The sequence below is a fragment of the Paenibacillus sp. Marseille-Q9583 genome, from assembly GCF_976954365.1.
Genome location: NZ_CDRJTB010000011.1, coordinates 53,656 through 66,828, shown reverse-complemented (window position 1 = coordinate 66,828; position 13,173 = coordinate 53,656). Strand labels below are relative to the sequence as shown.

The following is a 13,173-nucleotide window of genomic DNA, read 5'->3' as shown; positions in this document are numbered from 1 at the left end:
ACCTCTGCATTATTTCTGAACGGCCGGTTGCTTGATAAAAGCTTCTACCTTCTTCAACACTTCTTCCTCTGTTGGAGCACTCACATAACGACCATTAACATATACAAAGGCCCGTTTGCCACATGGACCACAGTACGACTTACAGCCGACCTTGATCTCTGCATCAGGCGCCATCTTTTGCAGTTTGGGTATGATACTCTTCAATTTCATAAAATTACATTCATCGCACACTTGTATATCGTTAGCCATGGAGCAACCCTTCTTTATGTCCCAAATTTAAGGCGAAACGTTTAGTGATCGCCGTGATTACCTTTAGACGGATTAGTAATAACAAAACCTTCTTCAGGAAGATATAAATAATCAACGACCACACCATCAAGGAGCGGTTGATTCGGATCAAGAATAACATCGATTTCTTTATCTGTCGAGACTACAACATCATTCTCATTAGGCGTGTCCAAATCCAGTCCGTAGTGTGCATGATCACCGTGAGCATGCGTAATCGCTACGCGAAGCTTCAACTCGCTGTTTCCTTCAAGTTCCATTTGTTTCTTTATCACTTTAGCCGCATTGCGGGTAATTTTGACCTTCATCTATCATCCATCTCCTAGTACTTAAATTAAATACTCAATTACCTATTTTAAAGGTAAATGATATCTAAAAGCAACTATATTAACAAATTAGATACACAATCCGAGGTAGATCTCACTTCACTGCCTCATTTTCCGGCCTGAAGTGCCGGGTATTTTCGTCCCATCCGTGACACGAACCAGCCCATAAGAAGCATCGTCACACCAATATCATCGATCGGTAAAAAAGGCATAAAATCCGGCAACACCCAATAGAGCAGCACTGGGATTGTGAATAAAAGCTTGTCCCCTACTGCGACTTTAGGGGAGATCACATATCGCCAGGAACTACTGAAGATAGTAGACCATTGTTTCAGTGACAGCAGTTTTTTCAGTTTCATAGTGGCCCTCCTCCCAAGTAAAAAGGATACAGCCGCGGATAACGTGTAGTGACGACAGCGGCCATACCCTATGGTTTATGTTACGCAAGTTTACTGTAATTGTTTCATAATTATTTCACATTGGATAGTATCGTTCCCAAAATTAGACCCGTTTCTAGCGCCATATCCTCAAAGTCTGCCAGTGGCAACGGATTTTTGCCGATCCCCAGTTCTACTGTAAATCCTGGTTTGCGAAAGGTCTGGATGAACCAATCCTTATACCCGGCATCGCTGCCGGTTAATTCGACTGCACGATAGCTGCTCGCAGCGGCCAGCCGTGTTGCTAATTCGCGGCTTTCGGGAGGCTCATATCCCCGGTAATTCCAGTAGATCTCTCCTCCTTGGCTATGCAAAGACACTGCAGCTTCTCCGGGCGCGTTCTCAGCAAGTACCGCTAGAGCGGCTGCCTCAGGTTCACTTAGCGCCTCAGGACCACTGTAATCACGCGGAGAGGGCAGGATTACACCACGACGTTCCCGTTCCTCTTCCCAATGAGCAGGGAACTGATCCCCGAGATCCACACCGCGTATATTGGCCTTCCAATGGCGAAAACTCCGCCGTCCCCCGTTCCATTTCATAAGGTCCTCATAATAAGGGTGGCCTGGTAAAACGCCTTCCTGCACTAACTCCACGCCGTCAGGGTTAGCCATGGGTACAGCCCATAGGGTCCAATTATTGTACCATTCCTCTGGACGATGACCATTCCATGCCAGACCTTTAGCATAAGCTGCTGCATACTCTTCTATGAACGACATCAGGCAAGGCGAGGTCAGCCATTCATTAGCATGTAGAGCCGCATTAACATGCAAATGGCGGGTTCCATTGCCTATTTTAAGCACATGAATTGGCTTGCCGAGCACACTGTAGCCAATTGGAAGTGCTTGTATAAAAGGATATTGTGCGATCAGGCTGCTGATGTCGTTCTCAACATCAACCGGACCGTACTCTCCACGTAAAAATACCACTCGCTCTGGAATCGGGGGCGGAATGACGAGCACTTTTCCCGGTGTACAGAAGCGCCCTGAGGACACACCTGGATTAAGCTTCTCCAAATCATCTACACTCACATTGAATAATGAGGTTATGCGTTCAAGATCGTCCCCTTCCTGCACCGCATACCTTTTACGTGGCGAAGACGGCAGAAATAAAACCTGACCCGGATATAAATAAGACTGTCTCCCAACCCATGGATTGCCTTGAATGACATGCTCAGGGGTTAATCCATGCAGGGCGGCAATTCGGCTTACGGTATCTCCCCTGCTTGCAATATATTGTCGCATTAGGTCTCATCCTCTCGGCCTTTAATTGCTGATACGGTGGATACAAAAATAGCAGCAAACAGCACTTAACTCTATTGTATGCAAGAGCCACTACCCTACATGAAGGAGAAATGAATCACAAGAAGAAACAACGTTGTCACCCTCAATAGATGGCAACTGTTTCTCGTAGAAATAGAAGGAATTTTAATAGTTGCGCAGCTAAATAATTATTATATTTCAAGAAAATAGGCTGGGAATTATGCTTCCCAGCCTATTTTATCTTACACTCCATAGAGTTTGTCCCTATTCAATTCAACATTGCTCTGCTTATAACGTGGATACTTGCCATACTACTGGAGTGCGTTTAATTTGTTCTCCAAGCCAGTCTCGGGCAATACGCTGAAACATTTCAGCATCACCACTGCAGAAGAACTGATGAATTGGACTTTCATCCCCGATGGACAGCTTGCCTTTATTGTATAAAATCGTGCTGATCTCACGAGCTGTCTCATCTGCGGAACTGATCAGTTTGACTCCCGGTCCCATAGTCTCTCCAATAGGCTCAACAAGAAATGGGTAATGAGTGCATCCTAAAATTAAAGTATCGATGTTATTATCTTTAATGCCTTCCAATGCCTGCTCTACAATTTCATAACTTTTCTCTGAGCGGAACATGCCTTGCTCAACGAGTGGGACAAGCGCTGGGCAGGCTTGACTTACAACCTCAACAAAAGGAGACAGCTGCTTTAGTGCGTTAGTATAAGCCCCGCTGCCGATGGTTCCTATTGTACCGATCACGCCGACATGTCCGCTCTTGGTCGCGCTAATTGCAGCACGGGCTCCGGGATGAATCACCCCAATGACAGGGATAGAGACCTTGGCTGAGATATAATCGAGTGCCGCAGCTGTTGCGGTATTACAAGCGATAACAATCATTTTAGGATTAAACTGGATCAAATAATCTACAATTTGTTCTGTAAACAGTGTTACTTCCTCGGTCGAACGGGGTCCGTACGGAGCTCGGGCCGTATCTCCGAAATAAATGATTTTCTCCCGCGGGAGTTGCCTCATCACTTCTTTGACAACTGTTAGCCCTCCCACACCTGAGTCTAATATTGCAATAGCTTGCTGCACGAACACACCGCTTCCTTCTACTTGTTTTGTGTAGCTTATGTAAGCCGAAAACAAAATGTACCTGACTTTCAGCCCCAATTGCAGATATTACTCCTTTTGGACTCTTAGTTCAAGCCAATACTTTTTCCATCATTTAGCAGGTCTATAAGAATGAAATAAAAAAGCCACCTTCCGCCCAATGCGAAAAAGCGGCTCTATTAAAAGAGAATAAGTACTTTTTGACCGTAAAACCAAACACTCCATCCACTGTTTCATTATGCGATTTCGTTATTGTCCTTGTCATCAAGCTGAGCTTCTTCAAGACTAGCTTCTTCACTACTTACTTCTTCATTTACAGGCAATACCTCTAACTCTGTTACCTCTTCCAAAGTGGCCGCTGCCTCTTGAATCGTTTCTTCCGTAGCAATTCCACTTACTGCTACAATAGCAGTGTCTTCTTCTACAGCATTCGAACATGATTTGCTCCATTCGCGAACCTCATGGACTACATGACCTAAAGAATCCTTAGCTTTGTCATACAGCTCAACGCTCTTGTCTCCAGCCTGCACAGCAATTCCCTGTACCTTTTCAATGCCAGCAGCTGTTCCTTCCGCAATATCCTTGCGCAGCTCTTTACCTGGCTTAGGCGCGAACAGAAGTGCTGTCACTGATCCAACCACACTTCCGACTAAAGCTCCCCATAACAAACCTTTTGTGTCTTTTTTCATCGTTTCATCTCTCCTTTAAATTCATTGCTCCCCGCTCTACCGGGCTAATGCCTATATCTGCTATATCATAAGCAGCAGGAGTTTGTCTTGTGACTAATTATTACAACTTTTCAGAAGTTTTGTCTGTTACATTTTTGGGTGTAATTGCGTATCGGCAGCATTGTCCGCCTTCTGCCATACATTCACTTCGTGTAACCTTAGCATCCAGCAATTCCTCAAATAGGCTATGCTCGCATTGACAAGCTTTACGATACTGAGTAGCCACCTGGCGAATCGGGCAGTTGTATTCTTTTATGACATACGAACCATCCTCTTCACGGTTCCACTCTGCCATATATCCACCGGCGTTTTGGATCGACGATAACTCAGCTACTCGCTCTTCCAAATTCCGGCGTTCCATCATCGGTGCATACTGGGTGAGCATCCGGCGACGGCGTCCCTCAAATAATGTATTAACAGCTTCCAATCCACTGCCATAATCCAATTCACGCAGAAGCTCCAAAGCCAGATTGTGATAGCTTTTTGGAAAATACTCTTCGGACTTCTCCGTTAAAGAATACATATGTAAAGGCCGCCCCATCGCTTGCCGAACCACTTTTGTCTTAGCAAGTCCCTCCTGCTCCAGCTGAAGCACATGACGGCGGACACCCATCTCTGTAATTCCCAATTCTTCTGCCAGCGCGCCGATGGTCAGTGGTCCTTTCGTCTTCAGGAGCGTCATAATCAAGTGCCTTGTCGATCCATTTTCCTGCCCCATCTTCATCATAAAGGAACCCCCTCTCTTTCACGGCTACCGCCTATTTTATATGATTCTATCTTATGCTATTATAGCGTTACACCGGACCCAAGTTCCTGATCCAAATAATTCCCTACTTCAACAGCAAACTTCTCTAGCACCTCTGAAAGGATTGGTGTGAGCGGGTGTAGTGCTTCTCTTTCCCAGGCAAAATAATCCTGCACGAGCGGCTTACGAAGTGCGACAAGCTCTATCAATCGCTCGTAGATCTCACTTTTACCTAGCACTTTTTCTTCATGTATAATTGAAATGATATCCTCATAACTTCCGGCATCACGCATAATAAAACCGTCAATCAGACAACTACCAACGTCCGTAACCACTTCTATCGCCAGATGAAGGCAGCGTTCTTGTATTAGTCCGGTTAAAGTATTGCCATCCCATGAAGCTGTTACAGTCCGAAGACCCGTGGTTATATCTGGGATTTGAGCAAGAATGGTTTCGATTTGTTTGCGGTTGACATAATACACAGCAATACCCCCATGTCAAAAATAGTTAGAGAAATCTGCATTATCCCTACTTACCGCGTTTGCCGCGGCGTTTCAGCCAAAAGAACATAATGAAACATGCCGCAAGAAAAACGACCAAATAAGTTAACGCTTCCATCGGATACTCGAGCTCACGCATTCCTGTCACCGCTTCCGGTATAAAATGATGATGCTTGTTAATCAGTGCTTAAATTACGTAATCCACAGCAATTGAAAGTTCTTTAACTTCATTAATATGAGCTATAACTTCCTTGTGCGCCGGATGAACCTGATAAGCCTGTAAATCATCTAGAGAAGCTACCACCGTAACTAGAGCAATATCAAAGGATCGATCAGAATGAATGATATCAGCACCCACTTCAATCGAAAGGAGCTGCGGGATTTTACCTTCCATATTTCGCAGTACGGCTACCGTTGCCGCAACGCTTTCTTCGGACCGGTCCTTCAATTTAAAAAACACAATATGCTTGATCATTCTAACTCGCTCCCTGTTGTAATATTGTAATTAGATATTAAAAATATATCATAAGCTTACGTGTTCTGAAAGAAACTTAAAAGGTGATTACAGAAATAGCAGCATTAACCATTGCCGATGTACAGGAAAGTGTTGTAGTATATTTTTAAAAAATCGGAGGAATTATGCCTAGTAACCAACAAGAAACTCATAATATCCAGGCGTGGTCTCTGATCAATCGCAAATATCTTGGACAAGGCGTTCGTGTAAAAAGATTCCGCCGTCCAAAGCGCAGCCAGATTAGAAACCGTGTGTTACTTGCTGTATTGATGGCTAAGGATATCAAACTTTCACGACTTGCAGAAGATCTTGGTATATCCTCTCGCAGCGTAAGCGCCTGGGTGTACGAAGGTCGTATCCCTTCCAACAATAACATTGACAAGACCTGCCGCCTACTCGGGTACCCGCCCCACATTTTGTTCAATGAAGCACTGATTCGTCAGAGTCCAATTGTATGTCAACCAACTCCTTCACGATTTATGAAAAGAAGTATTACCAGTTCGCCTCGCAGCAATGTGATTCTAACCGGCCTCTGTATGGTTTACGATTTTTCCGTAACCGATGTAAGTATTTGGATAGGTGTTCATCCCGGGACGTTTCGAAAATGGTTGCACAGCAGCCATCTGCCTACCCCTGCTCTGCAGGAAAAAGCCGAAGCCTTCTTCCGAATTCCACGCCATATTCTATTTGCAGACTGCGGAACGCTCTAATGTGATCCTATTGCTTAATAAGTTCAAGGCCAGCCCTTTTTCCTTAATTAGGAGAAGGGTTTTTTGCCATATTTTTTTCTTAAAAAAGGGTCATACTACTGTTTAGGTACATTGTTCAGTACTAAAGAACGGAATAGGAGGCGTAAGATGAGACTTGACGGAATACTATCTGAAGGCTACACCGATACTTGGGACGTGGCCCCCGGTGTCATCGGACTACGAACCATGTTCGTAAATTGCGCATTCATCGGCCAGCCCAATTCGGACTGGATCATTGTAGATACGGGACTTAGCTCTTACACAAACAGAATTATAGATTTTGCTAAGGAGAAGTATGAGAAGCCTCCGGTGGCAATTATCCTGACTCATGGGCATTTTGACCATATCGGGGGCGTAAAAAAGCTTATTGAGGAATGGAATGTACCCGTGTATGCTCATCCACTAGAACTTCCTTATCTAACAGGTAAAGCGGATTATCCTCCAGCGGATCCGGCCGTAGGCGGCGGGCTGATGAGTATGGTGTCCTCATTATTTTCACATCATGGTATCGACCTTGGATCAGCCATACATGCGTTGCCGGAAGACAGAACCGTCCCTGGTGCAAAAGGCTGGAAATGGATCCATACTCCCGGTCATAGTCCCGGTCATATTTCTCTATTCAGACCAGAGGATAAGGTTCTGATTGCTGGTGACACCTTTCTTACAGTCAAACAAGAGTCCGTATTCGCAGTGGCTACACAGCATCAGGTTGTGCACGGCCCACCCTCTTATTTCACGACGGACTGGGAAGATGCGGAAAAGTCGGTCCGCACTCTCGCACTGCTAGATCCACATATCGTTCTCTCTGGACACGGGGTACCTATGGAAGGTGAAAAGTTGTCTACTCAGCTTGCTCATTTATGCAAAAACTTCAAAGAAATGGCGCTACCAGGTCAAGGGAAGTTCGTTTGATCGTTTGATTTTCTTGCTAATATAGACCTTAGGACGTATTGATGGGCAGATCCCTGAGGATCTCTAAGTATCTCCATATGGGTACCAGTCTTTATAATTTCCGTGTGCTCAAAATGCTGTTTTAAATCAGCTTCACTAAAAAAATGAGCATACTTTCCTGCTTTATATTCATAGGTCGCAGGTTCCAAACATGCTCCACAGCCGTAATTCGGATCCTCATCTGAAAAAGAAGTAAAATAAAGCAGACCTCCGGGATGGAGCTGTTCCAGACAATTTGTTAGCAACCTACGACGATCCTCAATAAGAAATAGATGTAACAAGTCATAGCAGTAGATAGCATCAACCTTTGTCTCGAGACTGCAGTCTAACACGGAACCGGAAATAAAAAAGCATGCGGAGTCCCACTCGGCCGCAATCGTAAGTGCGGCTCCGCTTAATTCAATACCAATAGTCTCAAATTCACTGGAGAATACCTTCGTATTCCGTCCATAACCTGCTCCTGGCACCAGTACAGACTTCACATTATGCTTACGAAAGAGCCCCTTTGCCTCCAAAGCCGTAAGGCTTGGATCAGTTCCCCAGACCATTCCTTCCTGAGCGAACCGCCGGTTCCAGTAATCGGACATTCGTCATCGCCTCACTTCGCTTTAATTGCCCACCACTCTATACCAATATTGATATATCTCCTTAAATCCGAGCTTGTCATACAAAGCCGAAGCACCAGCATTCGCTTGTACAACCTGCAAAAAAGCGGTTGTTGCTCCCTGCGTCTTTCCCCAGTGTAGCAATGCAAGGAGCAATTGTTCCGCCATACCTTGTCTACGCTGATCGGTAGCAGTGATAATATCAAAGAGACCTATGTATCCGTTCTGAATAATGCCCAGACCACAAGCGGTAGGAACACCGTCATTAAACAAAAGAATATAACCCTGCTGCAAAAGAGAAGCGGATAACATTCTAGTTAAGGTGCTCCGATTGTCTTTTGAGAGCGCAGAGAGCTTTGTAAATGCATTTAACCACTCTTCAGTCAAGCTCTCCTGAACTTGTATCTCATATCGAAGATCAGGAGCAGCTAATCCCTCCAGTTCTAATAGCCTAACAGATGATGGCTCGACAACTGTGTAACCACGCTCTGCTAGCGCCTCATCCAGGTTCGCAGGCTGGATATACGGCGTTATTTTAAATACTGGCTTTAGTCCAGCATCCTTATAGTACTGCTCTGCAAGCTTAATTTGGTCTGTAAGATCGGCATGATAGCTTTCAGCACCATATAACGGATTGACCGAATTAGCCCTTTTCGTATAACCAGCTGCTGTGCGCAGAACCCAGCCATTCAGGAGAACACTCTGCTCCGCTGGCCAAGTATTAAGTGTGATTTCTTCGATCGATTTATACAAGTTATCTCCTCCTTATTAGCCACGTTCCCGCTTATTACGCATCGCTGGCAGCAGTATCACTGCTTCATCCGCACGCGAAGTAAAATAGTCGTATTCGGGAGACTCCTTGCCATAAATGGCTATTTTGCCCTCATTGTTGTAATGGACACCCCAGCCGAATCGCTTCGGAAGTAGAGAGGCCCGCAGGCATGGATGGTTTCTAGAGAATAGCTCCTTCCATATTTCTTCCCTACGGTTCACACGATCTTCTAGCGGAATTTGTTTATGGCGTACATGAACCTCAAACAGAAGCTCTTCATGATTGTATTTGTAAGGCTCATTAATAAGCAGCTCATATTGAATCACATGCGCAGGCGGGAGTGTACGGCAAGACATCGGCGGGATTCCCGTTTCCTCAGAACAATCCTCTGCTACACGTATGAAAGTGTTTGTATAACTCATGGGCATCACCTCTATTTTTAATTGAAATATATTCCTTCTATGATAATTCATAGTCACTATAATTGCACAGCAAAAATCCGGAACCTCAACCTCCTGGATTCCGGATTTTTACCTGCTATTTCATACAGATTCTCTATTCCTCAGCCGCTGCCGCAAGGAGTTCTTCAGCAGGCCACGGAAGCGGATTATTAAACGTTGTCCAATCCTGCTTCAACTCATCTTTCGTCAACAAACATTGATCCAATCTCGCTTCGATTTGTGCTGAGTCCATACTAACACCGATAAACACGATTTCATTCATTCGATCGCCCCACCGCTCGTCCCACTTGGCTTTCATTTCAGGTTCGCTTTCCAATACCTCCTGCTGCTGATCCTCAGGCATTGTAGCTAGCCAGTAGCCGGCAGGTCCGAACTGAATCGAGGGTCCAGCCTGGCTGATACTCGCTGCAAGATCACCCTCTGCGGCAACCCATACAATCCCTTTCGCTCTGACAACTTCCTCAGGCCAATGACTAAAGAAAAAACTTAACCTTTGCGGATGAAAGGGTGTTCTCCGGCGATAGACAAAAGAAGATATTCCGTATTCCTCCGTCTCAGGCGTATGTGTCTCCTTATTAAGCTCCGTAATCCAACCGGAGGACAAGCTTGTTTTTTCAAAATCAAACAATCCAGTACTAAGAATCTCCTTCGGATCTACCACTCCGTTAACCATACGGATCAGCTTGGCTGTCGGCTGAAGTTTGCGGAGCACAGCTTCAAGCTTGTTAAGCTCTTCTTCTTCTAGCAGATCACACTTATTAAGCAATAACACATCACAAGTTTCGATCTGATCAATGAGCAAATCCACAATATCGCGATAATCGTCTTCGTCAGCCGTTTGATTACGATCGATCAGACTATCACCAGAAGAGAAGTCATGCCAGAATCGGCCAGCATCCACAACGGTCACCATCGTGTCCAATTGAGCGAGTGAAGTCAAATCAATATCCAGTTCTGGGTTCGCATAAGTAAAAGTCTGTGCCACCGGAACAGGCTCGCTAATGCCAGATGATTCGATCAGGATGTAATCAAACCGCCCTTCTACAGCCAGCTTTTGCACTTCAACAATCAAATCATCACGGAGTGTGCAGCAGATACAACCATTAGACATTTCAACTAATTTCTCTTCCGTTCTGGAAAGTACATTACCAGACTTCACCAGATTGGCGTCTACATTCACTTCACTCATGTCATTTACAATAACGGCTACTTTGAGCCCGTCACGATTGTGCAAAACATGATTCAACAGCGTTGTTTTTCCGGATCCTAAGTATCCACTTAGTACGGTAACGGGAATCTTTTTCATAAACCACACTCCTATATTTGTTAAAGCTCAAAATTTTAATACTACGGTTCTTACCGGGTTTCGCGATGTAATGTAACTTTTTTAAGACGTGGACAATATTTCTTCATTTCCATACGACCCGGATGATTTCGTTTATTCTTGGTAGTGGTATAGTTGCGATCTCCAGTCTCCGTACATGCCAAAGTAATGATCACTCTCATCGTTTCATCTCCTTTTTTAAATCGTAATAATTACGATTAACATATCGTACACGTTTTATTCACAATCTGTCAACTATGATCTTGTAAAAATTCCAACTCTCTTAATTTTGTGGTCTTTCTTGCGGACAAATCACGTATAGATGGAAATATAAAAATATGATTCTTGTAATTCCAAGAGAATCAGGCAGGAGTGGAGATCATGAAGATACCAGTAATTATTTTGAGCGGGTTTCTGGGGAGCGGGAAGACAACTCTGCTGTTGTCCCTGCTGAAGGAGAGCAAGGTAAGAGGTCTGAATCCTGGCGTAGTCATGAATGAGATGGGTAAGAGAGATGTAGACGGGTATATTCTGCAAGAGCATACGGGTACAACCGTTACTAAGCTGCTGGATGGATGCGTATGCTGTAGCCGTAAAGAGGATCTGGCAGATAGCCTGCTGGTACTGCTGAGAGCGCGCCCCGATGCTATTTATATCGAGCTTACTGGCGTCGCGAACCCAGAAGAAATCGCCAAAACACTTCAAGAAACCGCTCTACAGGAAAAGGTCGAATTGCATTTTACGATTACCTTATTGGATGCAGAAAACGCCTTGGAATATAACAGCAGACTCTCCTCTGACAAACAACTGGTTCGAACTCTTCGCAAGCAGTTGTCCACCGCCGATCTCATTGTCGTTAATAAGAGCGATCTTGTGGAACCCGAAACCTTATGGCGAATTGAAAAGGGAGTCCGAAAGCAAAATTCAGAGGCTGAAATCGTATATACCCATTACAGCGAGATCAACCTTTCTCCGATATTATCAGGAATCATCCCACGTAAAATCATCGCTTCTGCGCCACAACGAGCACCTCAAACCTTTAAAGGCGCAACACTTAAGCAAATGAATTCAGAACAGGGAGCTACAGCTGTAAAAGAACGGCAAGAGGAGCCCCATGCTTCTTTTTCCCAAGTGACCGCCATCACGTTAACCATCCCGCAAGCAGGGACTGTAATGCCTTCCAAAGAGCAGATAGAGGCTTTCTTTCAAGAATGGGGTGACAACCTGCTCCGTGCCAAAGGGCATATCCTTTTGTCCGAACAGGAACCGGTTCAACTCGTCCAATATGCGGGAATGCGTACGAGCTGGGAGGCATCACGTTACCCCGGAATGCCTTATGTAGTATTCATAGGGATGAATTTAGATGAGGAACTGCTGGCAGATCGGTGGAAAGCCTTATTCGCACCTTGACTACCCTATCTCCATTAAAAATACTGCCGCTGCTTCTACCGGTCTCATTCCTGATTATCGTTGGTTTTATATGGGTGCCAAATCAACTAGAGCTACTAGACAACGCGTACATTGACACGTTCAAAACCGGCTTTATCGGGATTTTGCTGGAAGCCTTGCCGTTTGTGTTAGCAGGAGCTTTATTATCCTCGCTGCTTCGCGTCTTTATCCCAGATGAAATGATCTCCCGCTGGATTCCACGGCAGGCGCTTCCGGCCATTTTATTCGCTTGCCTGCTCGGAATTATTTTTCCTGTATGCGAATGTGGAATGATCCCTCTCGTCCGCCGACTAATCCATAAGGGGATGCCTGTCTATGTGGCGATCGTGTTTATTTTATCCGGACCCATCCTAAATCCAGTCGTCTATGGAGCAACACTGACTGCATTTCGCAACCACTCGGAACTGGCCTATGCCCGGATGGGTCTAGCCTTTGCTGTCGCCTGTTTTATAGGTTTGATTATCTATGCAACAGTGAAAAAGTCCCCGATACGCCTAAGCGTTCAGCGTGAAACCGATAACACTCATCATAATAATTCTCGCGGAGGAAAGTTAGCCGCCATCTTCGTGCATACCTCGGATGAGTTTTTTGAGATGGGAAAATATTTAATCATCGGCTGCCTATTGACCGCTGGCATTCAGACGTTTATGGTACAGGACAGTCTGGCTGCGATCGGAGATAAGCCGCTCGGGTCTTATTTTTTCATGATGGGACTGGCATTTGTGCTTTCACTCTGTTCCACCTCAGATGCCTTTGTTGCTTCCACCTTTGTACATTCTTTTCCGGCAGGAGCACTGCTTGCTTTTATGGTATTTGGGCCGATGCTGGATTTCAAAAATTCATTGATGTTACTCTCGTTGTTTAAGACCAAATTTGCGCTATATTTGTTCTTTCTTATCTTTTCGAGCGTGTTTATTGGAGCCGTACTCCTGTCGTTATGGCTGTAATCATAGAG

General features: G+C 45.0%; 18 protein-coding genes. 4 read left to right on the top strand and 14 right to left on the bottom strand.

What is annotated here, in order from left to right; all coding sequences use genetic code 11:
• Positions 1 to 9: 9 nt before the first annotated feature.
• The 9 genes from ACWNM1_RS07845 to ACWNM1_RS07805 all read right to left on the bottom strand — a co-directional run bounded on the left by ACWNM1_RS07845 (position 10) and on the right by ACWNM1_RS07805 (position 5,868).
• Positions 10 to 249: a DUF1450 domain-containing protein gene (locus ACWNM1_RS07845; RefSeq protein ID WP_042126265.1), complete on the bottom strand. Its 240-nt coding sequence runs from the start codon at positions 247 to 249 to the stop codon at positions 10 to 12.
• A 41-nt stretch (positions 250 to 290) separates the two neighbouring features.
• Entirely contained in the window at positions 291 to 593 is a 303-nt protein-coding gene (locus tag ACWNM1_RS07840) for a HesB/IscA family protein (protein ID WP_042126263.1), read from the bottom strand.
• A 125-nt stretch (positions 594 to 718) separates the two neighbouring features.
• Positions 719 to 970, bottom strand: a complete 252-nt coding sequence (locus ACWNM1_RS07835; protein WP_449600564.1) for a hypothetical protein — start codon at positions 968 to 970, stop codon at positions 719 to 721.
• A 110-nt stretch (positions 971 to 1,080) separates the two neighbouring features.
• Positions 1,081 to 2,289 (bottom strand): M14 family zinc carboxypeptidase, encoded by a 1,209-nt coding sequence (locus ACWNM1_RS07830; RefSeq protein ID WP_449600563.1) that lies wholly within the window; start codon positions 2,287 to 2,289, stop codon positions 1,081 to 1,083.
• A 306-nt stretch (positions 2,290 to 2,595) separates the two neighbouring features.
• Complete coding sequence (gene racE, locus ACWNM1_RS07825) at positions 2,596 to 3,402, bottom strand: glutamate racemase (protein ID WP_449600597.1); 807 nt, start codon at positions 3,400 to 3,402, stop codon at positions 2,596 to 2,598.
• 254 nt (positions 3,403 to 3,656) lie between these two features.
• A complete protein-coding gene (locus tag ACWNM1_RS07820; protein WP_449600562.1) occupies positions 3,657 to 4,109 on the bottom strand; it encodes a YtxH domain-containing protein in 453 nt (150 codons plus the stop codon).
• 100 nt (positions 4,110 to 4,209) lie between these two features.
• The gene (locus ACWNM1_RS07815) at positions 4,210 to 4,875 is read right to left on the bottom strand and encodes a helix-turn-helix transcriptional regulator (RefSeq protein WP_449600561.1); all 666 of its coding nucleotides are present in this window, start codon (positions 4,873 to 4,875) and stop codon (positions 4,210 to 4,212) included.
• Positions 4,876 to 4,934: 59 nt separating this feature from the next.
• A complete protein-coding gene (locus ACWNM1_RS07810; RefSeq protein WP_042186787.1) occupies positions 4,935 to 5,375 on the bottom strand; it encodes a DUF86 domain-containing protein in 441 nt (146 codons plus the stop codon).
• 205 nt (positions 5,376 to 5,580) lie between these two features.
• Positions 5,581 to 5,868 carry a Dabb family protein gene (locus ACWNM1_RS07805; protein WP_042126253.1) on the bottom strand — a complete coding sequence of 96 codons (288 nt, stop codon included), beginning with the start codon at positions 5,866 to 5,868 and terminating at the stop codon, positions 5,581 to 5,583.
• A gap of 164 nt (positions 5,869 to 6,032) precedes the next feature.
• On the opposite strand from ACWNM1_RS07805, the gene ACWNM1_RS07800 reads away from it, so the two are divergent.
• Positions 6,033 to 6,617: a helix-turn-helix domain-containing protein gene (locus ACWNM1_RS07800; protein WP_042186785.1), complete on the top strand. Its 585-nt coding sequence runs from the start codon at positions 6,033 to 6,035 to the stop codon at positions 6,615 to 6,617.
• A 147-nt stretch (positions 6,618 to 6,764) separates the two neighbouring features.
• Positions 6,765 to 7,568, top strand: coding sequence for an MBL fold metallo-hydrolase (locus ACWNM1_RS07795; RefSeq protein WP_449600560.1), 804 nt, complete (start codon positions 6,765 to 6,767; stop codon positions 7,566 to 7,568).
• Here ACWNM1_RS07795 and ACWNM1_RS07790 read toward each other — a convergent pair.
• The 5 genes from ACWNM1_RS07790 to rpmG form a co-directional block, all read right to left on the bottom strand.
• Positions 7,550 to 8,194 (bottom strand): class I SAM-dependent methyltransferase, encoded by a 645-nt coding sequence (locus ACWNM1_RS07790; protein WP_449600559.1) that lies wholly within the window; start codon positions 8,192 to 8,194, stop codon positions 7,550 to 7,552. The two genes, ACWNM1_RS07795 and ACWNM1_RS07790, sit on opposite strands and share 19 nt — an antisense overlap.
• Before the next feature lie 21 nt (positions 8,195 to 8,215).
• Positions 8,216 to 8,965, bottom strand: coding sequence for a GNAT family N-acetyltransferase (locus tag ACWNM1_RS07785; protein ID WP_449600558.1), 750 nt, complete (start codon positions 8,963 to 8,965; stop codon positions 8,216 to 8,218).
• 15 nt (positions 8,966 to 8,980) lie between these two features.
• Complete coding sequence (locus ACWNM1_RS07780; RefSeq protein WP_449600557.1) at positions 8,981 to 9,406, bottom strand: DUF6157 family protein; 426 nt, start codon at positions 9,404 to 9,406, stop codon at positions 8,981 to 8,983.
• 133 nt (positions 9,407 to 9,539) lie between these two features.
• The gene (locus ACWNM1_RS07775; protein WP_449600556.1) at positions 9,540 to 10,751 is read right to left on the bottom strand and encodes a GTP-binding protein; all 1,212 of its coding nucleotides are present in this window, start codon (positions 10,749 to 10,751) and stop codon (positions 9,540 to 9,542) included.
• A gap of 50 nt (positions 10,752 to 10,801) precedes the next feature.
• On the bottom strand, positions 10,802 to 10,951 hold the full coding sequence (rpmG, locus tag ACWNM1_RS07770; protein WP_060624410.1) for a 50S ribosomal protein L33: 150 nt from the start codon (positions 10,949 to 10,951) through the stop codon (positions 10,802 to 10,804).
• A gap of 199 nt (positions 10,952 to 11,150) precedes the next feature.
• Between rpmG and ACWNM1_RS07765 the strand changes: the two genes are divergently transcribed.
• On the top strand, positions 11,151 to 12,179 hold the full coding sequence (locus ACWNM1_RS07765) for a CobW family GTP-binding protein (protein WP_449600555.1): 1,029 nt from the start codon (positions 11,151 to 11,153) through the stop codon (positions 12,177 to 12,179).
• Positions 12,155 to 13,165, top strand: a complete 1,011-nt coding sequence (locus ACWNM1_RS07760) for a permease (RefSeq protein ID WP_449600554.1) — start codon at positions 12,155 to 12,157, stop codon at positions 13,163 to 13,165. Before ACWNM1_RS07765 ends, ACWNM1_RS07760 begins: the two co-directional genes overlap by 25 nt.
• Positions 13,166 to 13,173: the final 8 nt, after the last annotated feature.